The following is a 21,616-nucleotide window of genomic DNA, read 5'->3' as shown; positions in this document are numbered from 1 at the left end:
GTTCCTCTTCCCCACGAACAGAGCAACGAGCATCTGAGCTGACAGTCACACCATCAGCCGACTTCTGTTAGGACCTCTTAGTCGTACGCCAGGCGCGGGCGGCACACCCGCTGCTTCCGCTGCGCGTGTTCCGGTCCCGTGCCGTCGCCGGGGCGATGGGCATCCAGGCCCTCATGATCGCCGGGATGTTCAGCTTCCAGTTCCTGTGCGTGCTGTACGTGCAGAAGGTGCTCGGCTTCGACGAGATCCACACCGGTCTCGCCCTCTTCCCGGTCTCCGTCGCCATCGGCGCCCTGTCGCTCGGCCTCGCGCCCGCGCTGATCGCCCGCTTCGGCCCACGCCGGGTCCTGCTGCCGGGGCTCGCCCTCATCGCGGCGGGGCTCGCGGTGCTGGGGCGCGTACCGGCGGACGGGAGTTACGCGGCGGACGTCCTCCCGGCGCTGCTGCCGCTGGGCATCGGCTTCGGCCTCGCCATGCCGTCGCTCGCCACGCTCGCGATGTCCGGGGCGACGCCGGAGGACTCGGGCATCGCGTCCGGCATGTTCAACACCATGCAGCAGATCGGCAGCGCCTTCGGCCTGGCGGTCCTCAGCACCCTCGCCGCCTCGCACACGGACACCCTGCTCGGCGAGGGCGCGAGCACGGCGGAGGCCCTGACGTCCGGCTACCGGCTGGCCTTCCTCACGGGGGCGGGGCTGGTCGTGGTGGCGTGGGTGGCGGCGGCGGTGGTCCTGCGGAAGGCGGCTCCGGCGCGCGGCGGAGGAGCATGCGGTGGAGGAGCGCGCGGCCTCCACGGAAGCGGAGGCGCCCCGGCAGCCGGCCCGCTGAGCCGCCGGAGGGCCTCGGGCGTCGCGGCGCCGCCGGTGCCTCGACGCCCGCCCCGGCGCCCCGCATCATGGACGCATGCGCACCCCGCCCGACGAGTGGATCACCGTCGCCGCCTACGAGAACCTGCCGGGCCGCCTCACACCGATGGCGGCCGTGCGCGGTTGACTGCGAGACCGGGGCATCGACTGGATGCCCTTCGCGCCGGACGAGATCCAGGTGAACCTGGCCTGCGGGGTCGGCGCGGACGGGCACTGGCACGGCTGGTTCGACGTCCGCGTGCCCGCCGACGCGCTGCGGCCGCTCGGGCTGCATCCTGACCAGCCGCTGTCGCGGGTGACCGGCGTCTCCCCGCCCCGATGGTGGCACGCCGAGGCCGAGCGTCGGGCGCGCTGACCGGCACCGGCGGAGTAAAAAATCATGCAAGCATGCTTGATTGTTTTACGCTCCCCTGGCAGGCTCCCGGGCACGCCGTCACGCCCCGAGGGGAGCGCACCGTGTCCGATGCCTCAGCCGTGCTGGACGATCTGCGCAGCGAGAGCCTGGAGCTCGATCTGCTCGTCGCCGGGGCGACCGCGAGACAGTGGGCGGGGGAGACCCCGGCCGAGGGGTGGACCCTGGCCCATCAGATCGCCCACCTGAGCTGGACCGACGACGTCGCGCTGATCTCCGTCACCGACCCCGGCCGCTTCGGGGACGAGGTGGCGAAGGCCGTGGCGGACCCCGAGGGCTTCGTGGACCGGGCCGCCGAGGAGATCGTCGCCGCCTACCCGCCCGACGCGCTGCTCGTCCGCTGGCGCGAGGGCCGCGAGCGGCTGGGGGAGGCCCTGCGCGCGGCGCCCGCCGGGGTGAGGTTGCCCTGGTACGGACCGCCGATGAGCGTCGCGTCCATGGCCACCGCGCGGCTCATGGAGACCTGGGCGCACGGCCAGGACATCGCCGACGCCCTCGGGGTCACCCGCGCCCCGACCGCCCGGCTGCGGCACGTGGCCCGCATCGGGGTCCGGGCCCGCGACTACGCCTTCCTCGTACGGGGCAAACAGCCGCCCGCCGAGGAGTTCCGGGTGGAACTGGTCGCGCCCGGCGGCGAGTTGATCACGTACGGCCCCGAGGGCGCCGGCCAGCGGGTCACCGGGTCGCTGCACGACTTCTGCCTGCTCGTCACGCAGCGCGCCCACCGCGACGACCTGGCGGTGTGCGCGCAGGGGGCGGACGCGGACGACTGGCTGTCCATCGCGCAGGCGTTCGCGGGGCCCGCGGGGGCGGGCCGGGCGCCGAAGGGGGAGCGATGACGGAGCCCCGGCCCGCGCCCGCGCCCCTGCGCATCGGCAACGCCTCCGGCTTCTACGGCGACCGCTTCGACGCCCTGCGCGAGATGCTCACCGGCGGCCCGCTCGACGTCCTCACCGGGGACTACCTCGCCGAGCTGACCATGCTCATCCTCGGCCGCAGCCGCCTCAAGGACCCGGCGCGCGGCTACGCCACCACGTTCCTGCGGCAGCTGGAGGACGGGCTCGGGCTCGCCCACGAGCGCGGGGTGCGGATCGTCACCAACGCGGGCGGCCTCAACCCGGCCGGGCTCGCCGACGCCGTCCGGGAGCTGGCCGAAAAGGTGGGCGTGCCGGTGCGGGTCGCGCACGTGGAGGGCGACGGCATCCCCGTACCGGACGGCTTTCTGACCGCCAACGCGTACCTTGGGGGAGCGGGCATCGCGGCGTGCCTGCGGGCCGGTGCCGAGGTCGTCGTCACCGGCCGGGTGACGGACGCCGCCCTCGTCACCGGCCCAGCCGCCGCCCACTTCGGCTGGGGGCCCGAGGACCACGACGCGCTCGCCGGGGCCGTCGTCGCCGGGCACCTCCTGGAGTGCGGCACGCAGGCCACGGGCGGCAACTACGCCTTCTTCCGCGACCACGACGTCCGCCGCCCCGGCTTCCCGGTCGCGGAGATCCACGCGGACGGCAGCTCGGTGATCACCAAGCACGACGGCACCGGGGGCGTCGTGGACCTCGGCACGGTCACGGCCCAGCTGCTGTACGAGACCGGCGGCGCCCGGTACGCGGGACCGGACGTCACCGCCCGGCTCGACACCGTACGGCTGAGGCAGGACGGTCCCGACCGGGTCGCGGTCTCCGGCGTACGCGGCGAGGCCCCGCCGCCCACGCTCAAGGCCGGGCTGACCCGGTTCGGCGGCTGGCGGGGCGAGGTCGTCTTCGTGCTCACCGGTCTCGACATCGAGGCCAAGGCGCGGCTGGTGCGGGACCAGTTCGCGGACGCCTTCGCGCGCGCCGGACGGGAGCCCGAGGAGGTCCGCTGGGAGCTGGCGCGTACGGACCGGGCCGACGCCGACACCGAGGAGACCGCGAGCGCCCTGCTCCGGCTGGTGGTCCGGGACCGCGAACAGGAGCCCGTGGGCCGCGCGTTGTCCGGTGCGGCGATCGAGCTGGCCCTCGGCAGCTACCCCGGCTTCCATGTCACCGCCCCGCCCGGGAAGGGCGCGCCCTACGGGGTGTTCGAGGCGCGGTACGTACCGGCGGGGGACGTGGAGCACGTCGCCGTACTGCCCGACGGGACGCGCCTCGAGTTGGCCCACCCCGCGCGGACGCTGGAGCTCCGAGACGTCGAACAGCCCCCGCTGCCCCCGCCGTCGGAGCCCGGCCCCACCCGCCGTGCCCCCCTCGGCCGGGTCGCCGGGGCCCGGAGCGGGGACAAGGGCGGGGACGCCAACGTCGGGGTGTGGGTCCGGGACGAGGACGCGTGGCGGTGGCTGGCGCACGAGCTGACCGTCGACCGCTTCCGCGCGCTCCTCCCGGAGACCGCCCGGCTCACCGTCGTACGCCATGTCCTGCCCAACCTGCGGGCGTTGAACTTCACCGTGCACGGGCTGCTGGGGGAAGGCGTCGCCGCGCAGCACCGGTTCGACCCGCAGGCCAAGGCGCTGGGGGAGTGGCTGCGCGCCCGCCATCTGGAGATACCCGTGACCCTTCTGGAGGTGCCCGCATGACCGTCCTGCCCACCGGCCTCGACACCGCGAGCCCCGACTACGCGGCCAACCGGGCCGCCATGCTCGACAAGCTGGCCGAGCTGGAGGCCGCGCACGCCAAGGCGCTGGAGGGCGGCGGCGAGAAGTACGTCGAGCGGCACCGGAGGCGCGGCAAGCTGCTCGCCCGCGAGCGCGTCGAGCTGCTTCTCGACCCGGACACGCCGTTCCTGGAGCTGTCGCCGCTGGCCGCCTGGGGCAGCGAGTACGCGGTCGGCGCGTCGCTCGTCACCGGGATCGGGGTGGTGGCGGGCGTGGAGTGCCTGATCACCGCCAACGACCCGACCGTACGCGGCGGGGCGTCGAACCCGTGGACGCTGAAGAAGGCGCTGCGGGCCAACGAGATCGCCTTCGCGAACCGGCTCCCGGTCATCAGCCTGGTCGAGTCCGGGGGCGCGGACCTGCCGTCCCAGAAGGAGATCTTCATCCCGGGCGGCGCCCTCTTCCGCGATCTGACCCGGCTCTCCGCGGCCGGCATCCCGACCGTGGCCGTGGTCTTCGGCAACTCGACCGCCGGAGGCGCGTACGTCCCCGGCATGTCGGACCACACGGTCATGATCCAGGAACGGTCGAAGGTCTTCCTCGGCGGACCGCCCCTGGTCAAGATGGCGACCGGTGAGGAGAGCGACGACGAATCGCTCGGCGGCGCCGCGATGCACGCCCGCACGTCCGGGCTCGCCGACCACTTCGCGGTGGACGAGCACGACGCGCTGCGCCAGGCCCGCCGCGTCGTCGCCCGCCTCAACTGGCGCAAGGCGCACGCCGACCCGGGCCCGGCCGAGCCGCCGAAGTACGACGCGGACGAGCTGATCGGCATCGTGCCCGGGGACCTGAAGGTGCCGTTCGACCCGCGCGAGGTGATCGCCCGGCTGGTCGACGGCTCGGACTTCGACGCGTTCAAGCCGCTGTACGGGACGAGCCTGGTCACCGGATGGGCCGCCCTGCACGGCTACCCGGTCGGCATCCTCGCCAACGCGCAGGGCGTGCTGTTCAGCGAGGAGTCGCAGAAGGCCGCGCAGTTCATCCAGCTCGCCAACCAGCGCGACATCCCGCTGCTGTTCCTGCACAACACCACCGGTTACATGGTCGGCAAGGAGTACGAGCAGGGCGGCATCATCAAGCACGGCGCGATGATGATCAACGCCGTCTCGAACTCCAAGGTCCCGCACCTGTCGGTCCTGATGGGTGCCTCCTACGGCGCCGGGCACTACGGGATGTGCGGCAGGGCCTACGACCCGCGCTTCCTCTTCGCCTGGCCGGGCAGCAAGTCCGCCGTCATGGGCCCGCAGCAGCTGGCCGGGGTGCTCTCCATCGTCGCCCGCGCCTCGGCCGCAGCGAAGGGCCGCCCGTACGACGACGAGGCGGACGCCGCCCTGCGCGCGATGGTCGAGCAGCAGATCGAGTCCGAGTCGCTGCCGATGTTCCTGTCCGGGCGGCTGTACGACGACGGGGTCATCGACCCGCGCGACACCCGGACCGTCCTCGGCCTGTGCCTGTCCGCCATCCACACCGCACCGGTCGAGGGCGCCCGGGGCGGCTTCGGCGTCTTCCGGATGTGAGGGGGCTCCCCTTCCGCGGCTGTGCCGCCGCCGCTCTCGCGGAGGTGGTCGCTCGCCGCCGGGTTCCTCAATCGATGGTCGCGGTGTTCTAGCGGAAAGAGTTCTCCCTTGACAGTCACCGTTCACTCACTGCTCGTCGCCAACCGGGGCGAGATCGCCTGCCGGATCTTCCGTACCTGCCGGGCCCTCGGCATCGCCACCGTCGCCGTGTACTCGGACGCGGACGCCGGCGCGCTGCACGTCCGGGAGGCCGACACCGCCGTACGGCTGCCGGGCGCGGCCCCCGCCGATACGTATCTGCGCGGCGACCTCGTCGTGGCCGCCGCGCTCGCGGCCGGGGCGGACGCCGTGCACCCCGGATACGGGTTCCTCTCCGAGAACGCCGACTTCGCCGCCGCCGTGCTGGACGCCGGGCTGCGGTGGATCGGGCCGCCGGTGAAGGCGATCGAGCTGATGGCGTCGAAGACCCGCGCCAAGGAGCTGATGGCCGCCGCCGGGGTGCCGCTCCTCGCGCCGGTGGACCCGGCCGCCGCGACCGCCGAGGACCTGCCGCTGCTGCTGAAGGCGGCGGCCGGCGGCGGGGGCCGCGGGATGCGGATCGTACGGGAACTCGGCGACCTGCCTGGTGAGTTGGCCGCCGCCCGGGCCGAGGCGCGGTCCGCGTTCGGGGACGGCGAGGTGTTCGCCGAGCCGTATGTGGAGCGCGGCCGGCATGTCGAGGTCCAGGTGATGGCCGACGAGCACGGCGGGGTGTGGGCGCTGGGGACCCGGGACTGCTCGCTCCAGCGGCGGCACCAGAAGGTCATCGAGGAGGCGCCGGCGCCGGGCCTGCCGGACGGGCTGCGGGGGCGGCTGCACGAGGCGGCGGTGGCCGCCGCCCGGGCCGTGGGTTACCGGGGGGCCGGGACCGTGGAGTTCCTGGTCGCTCCCGGCGGGCGGCCGTACTTCCTGGAGATGAACACGCGCCTCCAGGTGGAGCATCCGGTGACCGAGGAGGTGTTCGGGCTCGACCTCGTCGCGCTCCAGCTCCGGATCGCGGAGGGCGAGCCGCTGCCCGCCGCCGCGCCCCCGGCACCGGCCGGACACGCCGTGGAGGCCCGGCTGTACGCGGAGGACCCGGCGCGGGACTGGCAGCCGCAAACCGGAGCACTGCTCTCGCTGGATGTGCCGGAGGAGCCGGGGGTGCGGCTGGACACGGGGTACGCGGGCGGCGACACGATCGGCGTGCACTACGACCCGATGATCGCCAAGGTGATCGCCCGGGCGCCGAGCCGGGCCGAGGCGGTGCGGCTGCTGGCCCGCGCGCTGGAGCGGGCGCGGATACACGGGCCGGTGACCAACCGGGACCTGCTCGTGCGGTCGTTGCGCCACCCGGACTTCGTGGGCGGGCGGCTGGACACGGGGTTCTACGACCGGCACCTGGCGGAGCTGACGGGGGTTGTCGATGCGGCCTCCGCCCGGCTCGCGGCGACCGCCGCCGCCGTGGCCGAGGCGGCGCGGGGCGCCGGGGCGGGCGGCGTCGCGCGCTTCGGGGCCTGGCGGAACCTCCCCTCCCGGCCCCAGACCCGGGGGTACCGCAGCGAACCGGACGGCGGCGAGCACGAGATCGCGTACCGCTCGGCCCGCGACGGGCTGTCCGTCGCCGACGACGGCGTCCGCGTCGTGGCCGCCGCCCCCGACCGCGTCACGCTGGAGACCGACGGGGTGACGAGGACCTTCCGCGTAACCCTCCACGACACGAAGGCGTACGTGGACACGGCCTCCGGCGCGTACACCTTCACCGCCCTGCCCCGCTTCACCGACCCCGCCGGCCGCGCCGAACCCGGCTCCCTGCTCGCACCCATGCCCGGCACGGTGGTCCGCCTCGCGGACGGCCTCGCGGAGGGGGCCGCCGTGGTGGCCGGGCAGCCGCTGATCTGGCTGGAGGCGATGAAGATGGAGCACCGCGTCCTCGCCCCCGCCTCCGGCACGCTCACCGCCCTGCACGCCGCGCCCGGCCTCCAGGTGGAGGTCGGCGCCCTGCTCGCCGTAGTCACCGACCCCGCTGAGGAGCAGCCCGCATGAGTACGAGCACCGTCCTCGAAACCGAAGAGCACCAGGCCCTGCGCGCCGCCGTCGCCGCCCTCGGGAAGCGCTACGGCCGCGCCTACACGCAGTCCCTCGCCGGCGAGGGCGGCCACCCGCGCGAGCTGTGGGCGGAGGCCGCGAAGGCGGGCTTCCTCGGCGTGAACCTCCCCGAGGAGTACGGCGGCGGAGGCGCCGGCATGGCGGAACTGTCCATCGTGCTGGAGGAGTTGGGCGCCGCCGGCGCCCCGCTCCTGATGATGATCGTGTCGCCCGCGATCTGCGGCACGGTGATAGCCCGCTTCGGTACAGAGGAGCAGAAGCGGCAGTGGCTCCCGGGCCTCGCCGACGGCTCCCTCACCATGGCGTTCGGCATCACCGAGCCGGACGCCGGTTCCAATTCGCACCGCATCACGACCACGGCACGCCGGGACGGCGGGGACTGGCTGCTCACCGGCCGCAAGGTGTTCGTCTCGGGCGTCGACATCGCGGACGCCACGCTGATCGTCGGCCGCACGGAGGACGCGCGGACCGGCAAGCTCAAGGCGTGCCTGTTCATCGTCCCGCGCGAGACGCCCGGCTTCCAGCGGTCGCGGATCGACATGGAGGTCCAGGCCCCGGAGAAGCAGTTCGAACTGGTCCTGGACGACGTGCGGCTGCCGGCGGACGCGCTGGTCGGGGATGAGGACGCGGGGCTGCTCCAGCTCTTCGCGGGGCTGAACCCCGAACGCATCATGACCGCGGCCTTCGGCATCGGGATGGGCCGCTACGCGCTCGGCCGGGCCGTCGACTACGCGAAGACCCGCCAGGTGTGGAAGGTGCCCATCGGCGCCCACCAGGCCATCGCCCACCCGCTGGCCCAGGCCCACATCGAACTCGAACTGGCCCGCCTGATGATGCAGAAGGCCGCCCGGCTGTACGACGCGGGCGACGACTTCGGCGCGGGCGAGGCGGCGAACATGGCGAAGTACGCGGCGGGCGAGGCGTGCGTGAAGGCGGTGGACCAGGCGGTGCACACGCTGGGCGGGAACGGCCTGACGCGCGAGTACGGGCTGGCCTCGCTCATCACGGGGGCACGGGTGGCGCGGATTGCCCCGGTCAGCCGGGAAATGATCCTCAACTACATATCGCATCAGACGCTGGGGCTCCCCAAGTCGTACTGAACACCCCATAGTTGCCCGTACGCACGCGAGAGGCCACTTCCCCGCACCGAAGGGACCGACCCGACATGGCGCACGTGTTCCGCAGCGATTACCCCGACGTCCAGCCGCTCGACGCCGCCATCCACGACGCGGTGCTCGGGCACGCCGCCGAGCGCTTCGGGGAGACCGTCGCCCTGATCGACGGCACGAACGAGAGCAGTCGCCTCACCTACGCGCAGCTCGACGCCTTCCACCGCAGGATCGCCGCCGGGCTGGCCGCCGCCGGCCTGGTCAAGGGCGATGTGCTCGCCCTGCACAGCCCGAACACCATCGCCTACCCCGCCGTCTTCCACGCGGCGACCCGGGCGGGCGCCACGGTCACGACGGTGCACCCGCTGGCGACGGCGGAGGAGTTCGCGAAGCAGCTCCGCGACTGCTCGGCGCGCTGGATCGTCACGGTGTCCCCGCTGCTCGCGGTCGCGCGCCGGGCCGCCGAACTCGTGGGCGGCATCGAGGAGGTGTTCGTCTGCGACCACGCGGAGGGCCACACCTCGCTTCTGGACATGCTCACCACGACCGCCCCGGAACCGGTGGTGGCCGTGGACCCGGCGGAGGACGTCGCGGCCCTCCCGTACTCCTCGGGCACGACGGGCGCCCCGAAGGGCGTCATGCTGACGCACCGGTCGATGGCGACGAACCTGGAACAGCTGAGCCCGTTCGTGCCGTTGGGGGAGGGGCACCGAATATTGGCGGTACTGCCCTTCTTTCATATATATGGGCTCACCGCTTTGATGAACGCCCCCCTGCGCCTGGGCGCCACGGTCGTCGTCCTCCCCCGCTTCGACCTGGCCCAATTCCTGGCGGCGATCGAGACGCACCGCATCAACGGCCTGTACGTGGCCCCGCCGATCGTGCTGGCCCTCGCGAAGCACCCGGTGGTCGACCGCTACGACCTGTCCTCGCTGGAGTACATCGTCAGCGCCGCCGCCCCGCTCGACGCGGACCTGGCCGCCGCGTGCTCCCGCCGCCTGGGACTGCCGCCGGTCCGCCAGGCGTACGGCATGACGGAACTGTCCCCGGGCACCCACGTCGTCCCGCTCGCCGCCGAGAACCCGCCGCCGGGGGCGGTCGGCACCCTGCTCCCGAGCACGGAGATGCGGATCGTGTCCCTGGACGACCCCGCGCTCGACGCCCCACCCGGGGAGCCCGGCGAGATCCTGATCCGGGGCCCCCAGGTCATGAAGGGCTACCTGGGCCGCCCCGACGCCACCGCCGCGATGATCGACCCGGACGGCTGGGTGCACACCGGCGACGTCGGCCGGGTCGACGAGGCGGGCTGGCTCTTCGTGGTCGACCGCGTGAAGGAGCTCATCAAGTACAAGGGCTACCAGGTCGCCCCCGCGGAGCTGGAGGCGCTGCTGCTCGGCCACGAGGGGGTGGCGGACGCGGCGGTGATCGGCGTCCGGGACCCCGACGGCAACGAGATCCCGAAGGCGTACGTGGTGCGGGGGCCGGGGGCGGCCGGCCTGACGGGGGAGGCCCTGATGTCCTGGGTGGCCAAGCGGGTGGCGCCGTACAAGAAGGTCCGGGCGGTCGAGTTCATCGGGACGGTGCCCCGGGCGGCGTCGGGGAAGATCCTGCGGCGGGAGCTGCGGGGGCGGGCCGGGAGCCGCTGAGCGGGCGGGGGCATCACATCGCCCGGCTGCCCGGTCCGGCGTGCGCGGCCTCGTGGCCCGGACCCGGCCGAGTCGATACGGTTGAGCCATGACCGCACTGCCCGACTGGATGCGGCCGCCCCGCGCGGAAGGCTGGGACGCGGAGGATCTGGACCGCCTCCCGGGAGCGCCGCGTCACATCGAGTTGATCGACGGAGCCGTCGTCTTCAGGAGGTCCCCGCAGCGGTGGTGGCACGGCCATCTCGTCACGATGCTCACTGTGGCTCTCATGGAGCAGGCACCGGCCGATGTACGGGTCGGACGGGAGATGACCGTCGAACTCGACCAGCGCAATCGGCCCGAGCCGGATCTGCTGGTGACGACGGCCGACTTCGACGGTGACCGCACCTGGTTCGCACCGGACGAGGTGCGACTCGCCGTCGAGGTCGTCTCCCCGGAGTCCGCGCACCGGGACCGCACGGTGAAGCTGCGGAAGTACGCGGAGGCCGGCATCCCGCACTACTGGTGCATCGAGGACGAGGACGGGGCACCCGTCGTGCACGTCTACGAGTTGGACGGGCCGACCGCGACCTACGTACCCGTCGGCATCTTCAGGGGCTCACTCACCAGGCCGGTGCCCTTCGAGATCGACCTCGACCTGGCGAAGCTCGCGCCGCCCCGCCGCGGCTGAGGCGGCTTCCGGCGCCGCCGGCGGGACGCCCGCGTCGTTCCGCCGGCGGTGAACCCCGGCCCGGCCGTGCCCGACGCCCACTACGGTCCGTCCCATGACGACGGTTACCACGCGCACGGTCGAGTACCCGGCCGACGGTCTGACGATGGTCGGGCACCTCGCGCTCCCGGCCGGGGCCGGCCGCCGGCCCGCCGTGCTGCTCGGGCCGGAGGGCATGGGGCTCAGCGACGTCGAGCGGCGCCGGGCCGAGGCCCTTGCCGAACTCGGCTACGTAACGCTGGCCTTCGACCTCCACGGCGGGCGGTACCTGGGCGAGCCGGCGGCGATGCTGGCCCGTTGCCTGCCGCTGCTCGACGACCCCGGCCGGATGCGGGGCATCGGTCACGCGGCGCTCGACGTGCTGCGCGCCGAGCCGAGGGCCGACCCCGACCGGATCGCCGCCATCGGCTACGGCACCGGCGGCATGATCGCGCTGGAACTCGGGCGCGACGGCGTGGACCTGCGTGCGATCGGGACCGTCAACGGCCTGGGCACCGGCCGACCCGGCGAGGCCGCGCGCATCCGCTGCCCGGTGTGGGCCGGGGTCGGGTCGGAGGACCCGATCATGGCGCCCGCGCAACGGGACGCGTTCACGGCCGAGATGCGGTCCGCGGGCGTGGACTGGCGTTTCACGGTCTACGGCGGCGCCCTGCACGCCTTCCACCACCCACCCGTCGACCACGCCGTGCTCCCCGGCGTCGGACACCACCCACGGCATGCGCGGCGCGCCTGGCGCGATGTCCTCGACCTGCTGGCGGAGTGCCTGCCCGTGACGGAGTGATCCGGCCGGCCCGTGTGGACGGCGACGACCTGCGGGTGCGCGGTGGGCAAGCCGGCCAGGACGTCGGGCTGTTCGAGCATGCCGGAGTGGGGCAGGGGGTGGTGGAGTGGCACCCGGCGCGGGTCTCGGGGAGGCGTACGGGCCGGATGGTGTCACCCGTTTCGCGCAGGCGCACCCGGGGGACACGGATCGACCGGGGCAGACACGTACGGCAGGTTTCCCACAGCGCCCTGGCTGTTTCCGGCTCCGGGCGGCGTCAGTAGGGTGCGCTTGTGGAGACGGACATCACCTACGAACGCTTCGAGCAGGCCGACGCGGAGGAACTCGTCGGGCTCCTCTCCGGCGACACCTGGCCATTTCACGGCCGCGACGTGGTCGCCCCTGCCGAGGTGCGCCGTTGGATCGACGAGGGCCGCTTCGGGGGCGAGGACAACAGGGCATTCTGGATCACGCGGTCCGGTGAACGCGTCGGCTTCGTCCGCCTGATGGACCTGTGCGACAACGCGCCGCTCTTCGACCTGCGCATCCGCTCCGAGCACCGGGGTCGTGGCCTCGGCGGCCAGGCCGTTGCCTGGCTCACGCGGTACGTGTTCACCGAGTTCCCCCAGGTCCGGCGGATCGAGGGCAACACGCGGCAGGACAACGCGGTGATGCGCCGTACGTTCCGGAAGTGCGGTTACGTGAAGGAGGCGCACTACCGCGACGCGTGGCCGGCCGCCGACGGATCGGTCCACGATGCCGTGGGGTACGCGATCCTGCGCCGCGACTGGGTCTCGGGCACCACGACGGTTCCGGACTGGAACGACGAGCGCGTCGCGCCGTCGCGCACGAGCCGGGAGAGGCCGACGTAGGCGCCTTTCGCCGGACGGAGTCGCCATCGGCCATCACGACGGAGTGGCCCGGTCCCGCGACGAGGAACAGTGGCCAGGTCTCTGCCGAGACGGGGGCGCCGGGGGCGCGGTCGTAGCGCGGACACGCGGACGACGACGGAGTGCCCGTGCCGCTCGGGGATGGAGGCGGCTGTGGGACCGGTCCGGCCGGCGTCGTCTCGTGGCCGGGTGCGGCGAATGGCTACGGTTGAGCCATGACCGCACTGCCCGACCGGATGTGCTCGCCCCGCGCGGAAGGCTGGTACGCGGACGACCTGGACCGCCTCGCAAAAGCACCGCGTCACACCGGGCCGATCGACGGAGCCGTCGTCACCCGTCCGGTCGGTGAGCGCCCCTTCGTCGAGCTGGAGCCCACCGGCCCCCCTCTCGCCGTCGAGCAGCGCACGGGGATCAGCCTGGAGCGCGTACGGGAGATCGCGTCGACCGTGCTCCACGCCGGTGACGGGGAGGGCGGCCGTGGCTGACCAGCCCGTATCCTCCGTCCCGGTCGCGCCTGACGGCCTCAGCTCCAGGGCCCGCTGGTTCATCGAGACGCAGGGTGTGCGCGTGCACCGACGGGACATACGGCGGCACCGTGACGCGTGGCTCCAACGCGGTGTCCCCGCCGCGGAGATAGAGCGGGCCACAGCCTTCCAGGACCGCTGGGGCGGCCTCGCCCTGCCGCCGGCCCCGTTCTACGAGGGCGGTCCGCGGGTCTTGGGCGCCGGCCGTCCCGAGGAGACGCCCGCAGGCTGGTCGTTCGGGGCCGGGGACTGCCGGGTGTCCATGGCTTACGGCTTCATGATCGGCCCCGAGGGTGCGTTCGGGATCGACGCCGACCGCTGGACGCCCCTGCACGCCGGCATCGAGGGGTGGGTGGAATCCCTGGCGCTCGCCGGCCATGCCCGCCGCTGGGCGACCACCGTCACCAGGGTCACGGGCCGGGCCGTCGAAGCACTGGATCTCGGGGCGTTCGAGCCGGTGCCCGAAGTGCAGGGCGTGACGGACTCCTGGTGGCGGGGCGAGGACTCCCTCATCGCCGTGTACCGGGGTGAGGCCGTGGGCCTCGACGCCCCGCGGTGCCTCGAAGCGCTCGTCTACGGAGGCCTCGACGAGTGGGGCCTCCACGGCGGCTGAGCTGCGGGTCTCCCCGCACTCCGGAGCCTCGGGCGACAGCTCCGCGCGTGGGCCGACACGTCGCCGAGGCCGCAGCCGGACGCGGGTGGGTCCGCGGCATTCGGGGGCCGGGGTGCCGGGGCTGCGGTGCGGAGGGGATCATGGCGCGCGCATACGGGTTCTACGGAGGGGGCGTACGTGTTCGGCAAGGTCTCACGCATGGTGCGGAATCTGGAGGCGACCGGGGTCGGGCTCGTGCCGGATCACGCGGTCGAGGTGGACGCGCCGGACGCGCGTGCCGTCGAGGCGCTGGGCGCCGCCCGCCGGGGTGCGTACGCGCCGGCCGCCGCGCTCCTCGCCGCCGCCCGCGCGGAGGGTGACTGGACGCTCCGGCACGAGGTGGTCACCGCCCTGGCGGAGATCGCCGTGGACGACGCGGCCTGGCTGAACGCCTGGTCGGACGCGTCGCCCGACAGCCCCGACGCGCTCGCCGTGGAGGCCTTCCGGCGCATCCAGGAGGCGTGGGGGGTCCGTACGGCCGCGTGGGCCAAGGACGTGGGCGAGGAGCGGTTCCGCGCCTTCCACGCGCTGCTGAACGACGCGCTGCCGGTCATCGAGGCGGCCGTCGCGGCGAGCCCGGGCGACCCGGTGCCGTGGTCCGCCGCCCTGGCCCACTGCATCGGTGCCCAGGCGCCGCGCGAGGTCTTCGACCGCTGCCTGAACCAGGCGGTCAGCCGTGCGCCCCACCACCTGCCCACCCACCTGAACGCCGTGCAGTACCTCACCGCCAAGTGGCACGGCAGCCACGAGGAGATGTTCGCCTACGCGGCCCGCGTCGCCGCCGGGGCGCCGGAGGGTTCGCCGCTGCGCGCCCTGGAGATCGTGGCCCTGACCGAGGTCACCCCGAGGGAGGCGAAGAAGGCTCCTGGTGCCGGACAGGCCGACTCGATCATCGCCACCGCGCAGGCGTACTCCGTCTCGCGCCCGCCCGAGGACCACGCGGCCCGGCTCATCCGCAACCACCTGGTGTGGGCGCTGAACGGGCGCGAACGCTGGGCCGAATCGCTGGACGTGTACCGCTCCATCGGGCGGTACGCCACCGAGTACCCGTGGCGTCACATGGGCGAGCCCCTGGAGGTGTTCCGGGACATCCGGGACGGCGCCCGCGCCGGACTCGCCGCCTCCGTCCCCCGCAACGGCACCGTCCCCGCCCCCGCGGTGCCCCTGCCGGCCTCCGCGCGGGCGGAGGCGGCCCACGAGATCGCGTACGTGCCCGGCCCGCCGCAGCGCGTCTCGCAGGAGCTGCTGCTGTGCGGGGCGACCGTGCGGCTCGCCCCGGCCGGGCGGTGGACGCTGATGGAGTCGGCCCCCTCGGAGGAGACGCCGGGCAAGCGCGGGCGCCGGGCGACGGTGCTGCGGCTCGACGGGCTGGCGGCGGTGGCGGAGACCGCGTTCGACTCCGCCGGGATGACCACGCTGGTCGCCCGGTGCGAGGGGAGCGACGCGCGGGTGCTGTCCGTCGTCGCCAAGGGGCGGACGGCCGCCCGGCACCGGTGGGCGGGGGCCGGTGCGGTGCCCTCCCAGGAGACCGCGCACCAGCACGCGGAGCTGCTCGTCGCGGCGGCGGGCCGGGGCGACGCCCGCGAGATCGCCCGGCTGCTGCGCGACCCGGGCGAGCCGTCCGGGCTCCTGATCCGCACCCTGACCGCGCTCGGCCTCCCGCCGCTCCCGGTCGGCTTCGGCGAGCGTGACGAGGTCCTGGCCGACGCCCGGGGCGCCACGGTGCACCGGGCCCGGTCGCTGTGGCAGGGCATGAAGGACTTCATGAGCGACGAGAACGACCCGAATCCGCCGTTGCGGCTGGACGAGCGGTAGCCGGGAGGCGCGCGGACCGGCCGTTGACGGAACACGGCGTGGAACGCGGGTGGTTGACCGGCACGGACGGCGGGTGACGCCTCGCGGTCGGGCCCGGGCCGCCGACGGCGGAGTCCCGGGCCGACGGCGGGCGGCCGGCGGCCCGGCGATCCGTCGCCTCCGGCCCTCGGGCGCGCTCAGGCCGTCGGGTCCCAGAGGCCGTTCGCCTCGCCGCGGGCCAGGTGGTCCGCGTAGACGCCGACCTTCCAGCTGATGACCGAGCGGCACTCCTCCAGGGCCGCGATCTGGGCGTCGACGCGACGGCGGTGGGTGTCGAGGAGGTGGAGGCGTTCGGCCTCGTTGCCCGGCCCCTGGCGTACGAGGCCGGCGAACCGCTTCAGCTCGGCCAGGGGCATCCCGGATGCGCGCAGCTTCACGCAGATCAGCAACCAGTCGACGTCCAGCGCGCTGTAGCGGCGCCGGCCGCCGGAGGTGCGGTGCACCGGGCCGACGAGCAGCTCCTCGCGTTCGTAGAAGCGGAGGGCGTGGACGCTCAGGCCGGTGCGGTCGGACACCTCGCCGATGCTCAGGGTGTCGGTGGTGGTCGCCATGGGGTGGAGCGTAGGACTTGATCTAGAGCGAGGTCTAGATCGTAGCGTCACCGGTATGACCCACACCGAACAGCAGCCGCTCGGCTCGCCCTTCTCCGCCGCCAGCACCGCCCAGGACGTCACCGCCGGGCTCGACCTCTCCGGCCGGAACGCCGTCGTGACCGGGGGCTACTCCGGGCTCGGGCTCGAAACGACCCGCGCGCTCGCCGCCGCCGGGGCGCGGGTGATCGTGCCCGCACGGCGGCCCGAAGCCGCCCGCACCGCGCTCGACGGGGTGGGCGGTGACGTCGAGGTCGTCGCCATGGACCTGGGCGACCTCGGCACCGTACGGGCGGCGGCCTCGTACATCCGCGAGACGCTGACCGCGCTCGACCTGCTCTTCGCCACCGCCGGGGTGATGGCCACCCCGGAGCGGCACGTCGGGCCCGGGTGGGAGAGCACGTTCGCGGTCAACCACTTCGGGCACTTCGCGCTCGTCTGCGAGCTGTATCCGCTCCTCGCCGCCGCCCGGGACGGGGCGCGCGTCGTGGTCTACAGCTCCGCCGGCCACGGCATCACCGACATCCGCTGGCACGACCCGCACTTCCGCACCGGATACGACAAGTGGCAGGCGTACGGCCAGGCCAAGACGGCCAACGTGCTCTTCGCCGTACATCTCGACGCCCTCGGCCGGCGCGACGGCGTGCGGGCCTTCGCGCTCCATCCCGGGGCGATCATCACCGGGCTGCAGCGGGACATGACGCTCCAGGAGCAGATCGACAGGGGGTGGGTGGACGAGGACGGCAAGGTGATCGGCCACGGCTTCAAGACGCCGTCCCAGGGCGCCGCCACCGGCCTGTGGGCGGCCACCTCACCGCTCCTGGCCGGCCGGGGCGGCCTCTACCTGGAGGACTGCGAGGTCGCCGGTCTCCACGCCCCCGAAGCGCCCGAGGGCGGCGGCGTGCGCGCGTACGCCGTCGATCCGGAGGCGGCGGCGCGGCTGTGGGACCTGTCCGTGGCCGCCACGGGCGCCGCGCCGATCGTCCGGTGACGCGGCGGCCCGGGTGTCCGCCGGGGCGGTCAGCCGTCGGCCGGGGCCGCCTCGCCGAGCATGGCCAGGGTCAGCACGTTGCCGGAGACGCCCCAGCCGCCGTCGGTGACCTCCTCGACCAGGACCATGGTGTTGGCGCGGGCGCGCTCGCCGTAGATCTCGACGAACAGCTCGGTGGTGCGGGTGACGATCTCCTCCTTCTGCTTCGGCGTGAGGGTCTTCTCGGGGACCTTGAAGTTCGCGAAGGGCATGGCTGGTCGTTCCTTCTTCCTTCTCGTGGGGTGAGGCGGACGGGCGGGCGGGGGCGGGTCAGACGATGCCGCCGTTGGCGCGGACCACCTGCCCGTTGACCCAGTGGCCGGCGGGGGAGGCCAGGAACGCGACCACCTCGGCGATGTCGGCCGGGGTGGCGAGGCGTTCCAGCGGGGGCTGGGCGGCCAGGCGGGCGATGGTCTCCTCGTCCTTGCCGTCCAGGAAGAGATCGGTGGCCGTGGGCCCGGGCGCGACGGTGTTGGCGGTCACGTCCCGGCCCCGCAGCTCCCGGGCCAGGATCAGCGTCAGCGCCTCGACCGCGCCCTTGCCGGCGGCGTAGGCGCCGTAGCCGGGGAAGGCCAGCCCCAGCACCGACGTGGAGAACGTCACGATCGCGCCGCCGGGGCGCACCCGGCGGGCGGCCTGCTGGACGACGACGAACGTGCCGCGGACGTTGGTGCGGTGGAGGTCGTCCAGGACGGCCAGGTCCATGTCGGCGATCGGCGCCAGGTGCATCCGCCCCGCCGCGTGCACGACGACGTCGACACCGCCGAACTCGGCTTCCGCCGCGTCGAACAGGGCGGCGACCGCGTGTTCGTCGGCGACGTCCGCGCTCACCGCGATCGCCCGGCCGCCGGCGGTGACGGCCTCCTTCGCCGCGGCCTCGGCCGCGTCCCGGCCGCCGGCGTAACCGACGACGACGGCGTACCCGTCGGCGGCCAGCCGGGCGACGGTCCCGCGGCCGATGCCGCGCGAGCCCCCGGTGACGATCGCGACCCGGGGTGAGGGGGAGGGCCGCTGCTCCGGGGCAGCGGTCCCGTCGGGGGAAGTGGGGAGGGGCATGACTGTCTCCTCTGGAAGGCGGGGCCGGGCCGTCGTCCGGCGGTGTCTTCAACGATCGGCCGGTTCCCCGGTCCCAGCCAGGGCTGCGGCTACCCGGGGGACGCCACCCCCTGGCTCCGCTCCGCCGTACGAGCGAGCATGGAGGGGTGAACCTTTCCGAGCTCGGTGCCTTCCTCAGGACCCGTCGTGACCGCATCCGCCCCGCCGAGGTCGGCCTCCCCCACGGTCCGCGCCGACGCGTCCCCGGGCTGCGTCGCGAGGAGGTCGCGCAGCTCGCGGGGCTGTCGGCCGACTACTACACCGAGCTGGAACGCGGGAGCGCGAAGAACAACGTGCAGCCCTCGGCGCAGACCCTGGCCGCCCTCGCCCGGGCCCTGCGCCTGAACGGCGACGAGCGCGACCACCTCTTCCACCTGGCCGAACGGCCGGTCCCGCCGCCCGCGGACGGAGCGTCGGCACATGTGCAGCCCGCGCTCATCGGGCTCCTGGACCGGCTCTCCAACACCCCCGCGCGCGTCATCACCGACCTGCACGAGACGCTGCTGGAGAACAGCCTGGCGCTGGCCCTGCTCGGCAGGTCGCCGGCCAGCCGCGGTCCGGCGGCGAGCTTCGTCTACCGCTGGTTCACCGACCCGCGGGCCCGTGAGATGTACCCGAGGGAGGACCACCCCCACCACTCCCGGGTGTTCGTGGCCGACCTCCAGGCGGTGGCGGCCCGGCGTGGCCGGGACGCGGAGGTCGCGAAGATGGTCGCCGCGCTGCGCCGCCGCAGCCAGGAGTTCGCGGACCTCTGGGACACCCACGACGTCGCGGTGCGCCGCGTGGATCACAAGAGGATCGTCCACCCCACGCTCGGCGTCATCGAACTCGACTGCCACAACCTCCTCAGCGAGGACGGGCGGCAACGGCTGCTGTGGTTCACCGCCCCGCCCGGGACCCGGGCGGCCGAGCAGCTGGAACTGCTGTCCGTCGTGGGGACCCAGGAGCTGACCCCCACGGCGGACGCGGCACCGGCACCGGAGAGGCTGCCGGCGGCGGACGCGTAATGACGGGCGCGTGAGCGCGAGCGCTCGTACGTGCCCCGCGCGGCACCGCTCGTACGTGCCCTGCCCGGCACCGTTCGTACGTGCCCTGCCCGGCACCGTTCGTACGTGCCCCGCCCGGCACCGTTCGTACGGGCCCTGCCCGGCATCCCTCGTAAAATCATGCAAGCGCGCTTGATTGTTACCGGCCCTCCTGCCACCCTCGACGCGACGGCCGGCAGAGAAGCGAAGAAGCAGAGAAGCGAAGAAGCACCGAAGGAGAGCCTGCGGATGAGCCCCCTCGCACCGCCCGCCCACACGCGCGGCGTCACCACCCTCACGCTGGACTCGCCCGCCAACCGCAACGCCCTCGGCGCCGGGCTCGTCGCCGCGCTGGCGCAGGCGCTGGACGCGTGCGCGGCCGACGACTCCGTGCGGGCGGTCGTGCTCACCCACACCGGGACCACCTTCTGCGCGGGCGCCGATCTGCGCGCCCCGGCCGATCCGCACGACTTCGTGGCCCTGATGCGGCGGATCGTCGCGCTGCCCAAGCCCGTGGTCGCCCGGGTCACCGGGCACGTCCGGGCCGGCGGGCTCGGGCTGCTCGCGGCGTGCGACATCTCCGTCGCCGGGTTCGGGGCGACCTTCGCGCTCACCGAATCGCGCCTCGGGCTCGCGCCCGCCGTGATCTCGATGCCGCTGCTCCCGCGCATCGACCCGCGCGCCGCCGCCCGGTACTTCCTGACCGGCGAGAAGTTCGACGTGGAGGAGGCCGAACGCATCGGGCTCGTCACGCTGGCCGCCGAGGACGTGGACGGGACGCTCGACGGCGTACTCGACGACCTGCGGCGGGCCTCCCCGCAGGGGCTGGCCGAGTCCAAGGCGCTGGTCACCGCTACTGTGCTGCGGAGTTTCGACCAGCACGCCGAAGACCTCATCGCCCGCTCGGCCCGGCTCTTCGCCTCCGACGAGGCCCGGGAGGGGATGACGGCCTTCCTCGAACGACGGGACCCCGCATGGGCGTTGTGACACCGGGCTCGGCCGGCCCGGGCCCCAAACAGGACCGCAGCCGCGCCACCCGCCGGCGCCTTCTGGAGGCCGCCGTGGCCTGCCTCGCCGAGCACGGCTGGGCCGGGTCCACCGTCGCCGTCGTCGCGGAACGGGCCGGGGTCTCGCGGGGCGCGGCCCAGCACCACTTCCCCACCCGCGAGGACCTGTTCACCGCCGCCGTCGAATACGTCGCCGAGGAACGCTCCGCCGCCCTGCGCGCCGTCCCCGCCCAGGACCGCGCCGCCGTCGTCGCCGCCCTGGTCGACCTCTACACGGGCCCCCTCTTCCGCGCCGCCCTCCAGCTCTGGGTCGCCGCGTCCAACGAGGAGCAACTGCGGCCCCGCGTGACGGAGCTGGAGGCCCGGGTGGGCCGCGAGACCCACCGCATCGCCGTCCACCTCCTGCGCGCCGACGAGGCGAGGCCCGGCGTGCGGGAGACCGTGCAGGGGCTGCTCGACATGGCCCGGGGGCTCGGCCTCGCCAACGTCCTCACCGACGACACCGCCCGCCGCCGCAAGGTCGTCGCCCAGTGGGCGGCCCTGCTGGACGAGGCCCTGGGCTGAACGGGCCGGGAGCACAAACGCCTTGGTGCCGGCGGACCGCCCGGATAGGGTCCCCACCATGACCAGCAGCGCCACGCCTCCCTTCCCCGCACACGTCGAACTCACCGGTGAGGGGCTCGTCCTGCGCGACTGGACCGAGGACGACCTCGCCGCCATGCCGGACCTCTTCGACCACCCGGACATCGCGTACTGGACGCCGATCGTCTCGCCGTTCGACGCGGAGGCCGCCCGCGCGCGGCTGGCGAAGGCCCGGCAGCTGCGGGCGGACGGCACGTCGATGCTGCTCGCCATCACCCTGGACGGCGGCGCACCGCTCGGCGAGGTCATGCTGCGGCGCGCCCCCGAGGGCACCGAGCTGGGTTACGCGGTCGGCCCCGCCCACCGCGGGCAGGGGCTCGCCGGGCGGGCGGTGCGGGTGATGGCCAAGTACGCCTTCGAGGAGCTGGGCGTCGACCGGGTCATCCTGGAACTGGAGGCGGAGAACGCGGCCAGCGTCGCCGTCGCCGCCGCGAACGGCTTCCGGCTGCTCGGCGTACCCCTCATCGAGGGCGAGGAGAAGGGGCGGCCCTACGCCCTCCAGACCTGGGCGCTCGACCGGGGCTGAGCCCCTGCG

Annotated in this window: 21 protein-coding genes and 1 pseudogene; 19 read left to right on the top strand and 3 right to left on the bottom strand. The window is 74.1% G+C overall.

The window, feature by feature from the left end; genetic code table 11:
• Positions 1 to 155: 155 nt before the first annotated feature.
• From FKN01_RS33720 to FKN01_RS15145, 14 genes and pseudogenes are all read left to right on the top strand, one after another.
• A pseudogene (locus FKN01_RS33720) lies at positions 156 to 518 on the top strand (MFS transporter); the annotation flags it as partial.
• Positions 519 to 1,017: 499 nt separating this feature from the next.
• Entirely contained in the window at positions 1,018 to 1,221 is a 204-nt protein-coding gene (locus FKN01_RS15210) for a hypothetical protein (RefSeq protein WP_143620606.1), read from the top strand.
• A 101-nt stretch (positions 1,222 to 1,322) separates the two neighbouring features.
• A complete protein-coding gene (locus tag FKN01_RS15205; protein ID WP_143620604.1) occupies positions 1,323 to 2,117 on the top strand; it encodes a TIGR03084 family metal-binding protein in 795 nt (264 codons plus the stop codon).
• Entirely contained in the window at positions 2,114 to 3,826 is a 1,713-nt protein-coding gene (locus FKN01_RS15200) for an acyclic terpene utilization AtuA family protein (RefSeq protein ID WP_143620601.1), read from the top strand. The genes FKN01_RS15205 and FKN01_RS15200 overlap by 4 nt, the downstream gene beginning before the upstream one ends.
• A complete protein-coding gene (locus FKN01_RS15195) occupies positions 3,823 to 5,421 on the top strand; it encodes an acyl-CoA carboxylase subunit beta (protein WP_143620599.1) in 1,599 nt (532 codons plus the stop codon). Before FKN01_RS15200 ends, FKN01_RS15195 begins: the two co-directional genes overlap by 4 nt.
• Positions 5,422 to 5,529: 108 nt before the next feature.
• Entirely contained in the window at positions 5,530 to 7,485 is a 1,956-nt protein-coding gene (locus FKN01_RS15190) for a biotin carboxylase N-terminal domain-containing protein (RefSeq protein WP_143620597.1), read from the top strand.
• A complete protein-coding gene (locus FKN01_RS15185; protein ID WP_143620595.1) occupies positions 7,482 to 8,648 on the top strand; it encodes an acyl-CoA dehydrogenase family protein in 1,167 nt (388 codons plus the stop codon). Before FKN01_RS15190 ends, FKN01_RS15185 begins: the two co-directional genes overlap by 4 nt.
• 65 nt (positions 8,649 to 8,713) lie before the next feature.
• A complete protein-coding gene (locus FKN01_RS15180; protein ID WP_143620594.1) occupies positions 8,714 to 10,303 on the top strand; it encodes an AMP-binding protein in 1,590 nt (529 codons plus the stop codon).
• A gap of 88 nt (positions 10,304 to 10,391) precedes the next feature.
• Positions 10,392 to 10,973, top strand: a complete 582-nt coding sequence (locus tag FKN01_RS15175) for a Uma2 family endonuclease (protein ID WP_143620592.1) — start codon at positions 10,392 to 10,394, stop codon at positions 10,971 to 10,973.
• Positions 10,974 to 11,067: 94 nt separating this feature from the next.
• A complete protein-coding gene (locus FKN01_RS15170) occupies positions 11,068 to 11,793 on the top strand; it encodes a dienelactone hydrolase family protein (RefSeq protein WP_143620590.1) in 726 nt (241 codons plus the stop codon).
• Positions 11,794 to 12,065: 272 nt separating this feature from the next.
• Positions 12,066 to 12,644: a GNAT family N-acetyltransferase gene (locus tag FKN01_RS15160; RefSeq protein WP_143620588.1), complete on the top strand. Its 579-nt coding sequence runs from the start codon at positions 12,066 to 12,068 to the stop codon at positions 12,642 to 12,644.
• Between the two features lie 233 nt (positions 12,645 to 12,877).
• Entirely contained in the window at positions 12,878 to 13,147 is a 270-nt protein-coding gene (locus FKN01_RS33715; RefSeq protein WP_143620586.1) for a DUF2199 domain-containing protein, read from the top strand.
• Positions 13,140 to 13,799: a hypothetical protein gene (locus FKN01_RS15150; protein WP_143620584.1), complete on the top strand. Its 660-nt coding sequence runs from the start codon at positions 13,140 to 13,142 to the stop codon at positions 13,797 to 13,799. The genes FKN01_RS33715 and FKN01_RS15150 overlap by 8 nt, the downstream gene beginning before the upstream one ends.
• A 198-nt stretch (positions 13,800 to 13,997) precedes the next feature.
• Entirely contained in the window at positions 13,998 to 15,653 is a 1,656-nt protein-coding gene (locus FKN01_RS15145) for a DUF4034 domain-containing protein (RefSeq protein WP_260696890.1), read from the top strand.
• A gap of 176 nt (positions 15,654 to 15,829) precedes the next feature.
• Here the strand turns inward: FKN01_RS15145 and FKN01_RS15140 are convergent, their stop codons facing one another.
• A complete protein-coding gene (locus FKN01_RS15140; protein ID WP_143620580.1) occupies positions 15,830 to 16,243 on the bottom strand; it encodes a MerR family transcriptional regulator in 414 nt (137 codons plus the stop codon).
• A gap of 55 nt (positions 16,244 to 16,298) precedes the next feature.
• Between FKN01_RS15140 and FKN01_RS15135 the strand changes: the two genes are divergently transcribed.
• Positions 16,299 to 17,273, top strand: coding sequence for an SDR family NAD(P)-dependent oxidoreductase (locus tag FKN01_RS15135; RefSeq protein ID WP_143620578.1), 975 nt, complete (start codon positions 16,299 to 16,301; stop codon positions 17,271 to 17,273).
• A 29-nt stretch (positions 17,274 to 17,302) separates the two neighbouring features.
• Here the strand turns inward: FKN01_RS15135 and FKN01_RS15130 are convergent, their stop codons facing one another.
• Positions 17,303 to 17,524: a tautomerase family protein gene (locus FKN01_RS15130; protein ID WP_143620576.1), complete on the bottom strand. Its 222-nt coding sequence runs from the start codon at positions 17,522 to 17,524 to the stop codon at positions 17,303 to 17,305.
• A gap of 58 nt (positions 17,525 to 17,582) precedes the next feature.
• Positions 17,583 to 18,368 carry an SDR family oxidoreductase gene (locus tag FKN01_RS15125; RefSeq protein WP_143620574.1) on the bottom strand — a complete coding sequence of 262 codons (786 nt, stop codon included), beginning with the start codon at positions 18,366 to 18,368 and terminating at the stop codon, positions 17,583 to 17,585.
• 146 nt (positions 18,369 to 18,514) lie between these two features.
• Here FKN01_RS15125 and FKN01_RS15120 point away from each other — a divergent pair, with 146 nt between their 5' ends.
• The 4 genes from FKN01_RS15120 to FKN01_RS15105 all read left to right on the top strand — a co-directional run bounded on the left by FKN01_RS15120 (position 18,515) and on the right by FKN01_RS15105 (position 21,607).
• Positions 18,515 to 19,414, top strand: a complete 900-nt coding sequence (locus FKN01_RS15120) for a helix-turn-helix domain-containing protein (protein WP_143620572.1) — start codon at positions 18,515 to 18,517, stop codon at positions 19,412 to 19,414.
• Positions 19,415 to 19,681: 267 nt separating this feature from the next.
• Positions 19,682 to 20,419 carry an enoyl-CoA hydratase family protein gene (locus FKN01_RS15115; protein ID WP_143620570.1) on the top strand — a complete coding sequence of 246 codons (738 nt, stop codon included), beginning with the start codon at positions 19,682 to 19,684 and terminating at the stop codon, positions 20,417 to 20,419.
• Positions 20,407 to 21,003 (top strand): TetR/AcrR family transcriptional regulator, encoded by a 597-nt coding sequence (locus tag FKN01_RS15110; RefSeq protein WP_143620568.1) that lies wholly within the window; start codon positions 20,407 to 20,409, stop codon positions 21,001 to 21,003. Before FKN01_RS15115 ends, FKN01_RS15110 begins: the two co-directional genes overlap by 13 nt.
• A 58-nt stretch (positions 21,004 to 21,061) precedes the next feature.
• Positions 21,062 to 21,607, top strand: a complete 546-nt coding sequence (locus FKN01_RS15105; protein WP_143620566.1) for a GNAT family N-acetyltransferase — start codon at positions 21,062 to 21,064, stop codon at positions 21,605 to 21,607.
• The last annotated feature ends 9 nt before the right edge of the window (positions 21,608 to 21,616 follow it).

Source organism: Streptomyces sp. 130, from assembly GCF_007096885.1.
Lineage (GTDB): Bacteria > Actinomycetota > Actinomycetes > Streptomycetales > Streptomycetaceae > Streptomyces.
This window is presented reverse-complemented; position numbering and strand designations above follow the sequence as displayed.

Bases quoted from the DNA above. Each gene is read 5' to 3' on its own strand.
- FKN01_RS15210 (WP_143620606.1), top strand. From the start codon at position 1,018: ATGCCCTTCGCGCCGGACGAGATCCAGGTGAACCTGGCCTGCGGGGTC.
- FKN01_RS15200 (WP_143620601.1), top strand. From the start codon at position 2,114: ATGACGGAGCCCCGGCCCGCGCCCGCGCCCCTGCGCATCGGCAACGCC.
- FKN01_RS15195 (WP_143620599.1), top strand. From the start codon at position 3,823: ATGACCGTCCTGCCCACCGGCCTCGACACCGCGAGCCCCGACTACGCG.
- FKN01_RS15185 (WP_143620595.1), top strand. From the start codon at position 7,482: ATGAGTACGAGCACCGTCCTCGAAACCGAAGAGCACCAGGCCCTGCGC.
- FKN01_RS15180 (WP_143620594.1), top strand. From the start codon at position 8,714: ATGGCGCACGTGTTCCGCAGCGATTACCCCGACGTCCAGCCGCTCGAC.
- FKN01_RS15175 (WP_143620592.1), top strand. From the start codon at position 10,392: ATGACCGCACTGCCCGACTGGATGCGGCCGCCCCGCGCGGAAGGCTGG.
- FKN01_RS15170 (WP_143620590.1), top strand. From the start codon at position 11,068: ATGACGACGGTTACCACGCGCACGGTCGAGTACCCGGCCGACGGTCTG.
- FKN01_RS33715 (WP_143620586.1), top strand. From the start codon at position 12,878: ATGACCGCACTGCCCGACCGGATGTGCTCGCCCCGCGCGGAAGGCTGG.
- FKN01_RS15145 (WP_260696890.1), top strand. From the start codon at position 13,998: ATGGTGCGGAATCTGGAGGCGACCGGGGTCGGGCTCGTGCCGGATCAC.
- FKN01_RS15140 (WP_143620580.1), bottom strand. From the start codon at position 16,243: ATGGCGACCACCACCGACACCCTGAGCATCGGCGAGGTGTCCGACCGC.
- FKN01_RS15135 (WP_143620578.1), top strand. From the start codon at position 16,299: ATGACCCACACCGAACAGCAGCCGCTCGGCTCGCCCTTCTCCGCCGCC.
- FKN01_RS15130 (WP_143620576.1), bottom strand. From the start codon at position 17,524: ATGCCCTTCGCGAACTTCAAGGTCCCCGAGAAGACCCTCACGCCGAAG.
- FKN01_RS15125 (WP_143620574.1), bottom strand. From the start codon at position 18,368: ATGCCCCTCCCCACTTCCCCCGACGGGACCGCTGCCCCGGAGCAGCGG.
- FKN01_RS15115 (WP_143620570.1), top strand. From the start codon at position 19,682: ATGAGCCCCCTCGCACCGCCCGCCCACACGCGCGGCGTCACCACCCTC.
- FKN01_RS15110 (WP_143620568.1), top strand. From the start codon at position 20,407: ATGGGCGTTGTGACACCGGGCTCGGCCGGCCCGGGCCCCAAACAGGAC.
- FKN01_RS15105 (WP_143620566.1), top strand. From the start codon at position 21,062: ATGACCAGCAGCGCCACGCCTCCCTTCCCCGCACACGTCGAACTCACC.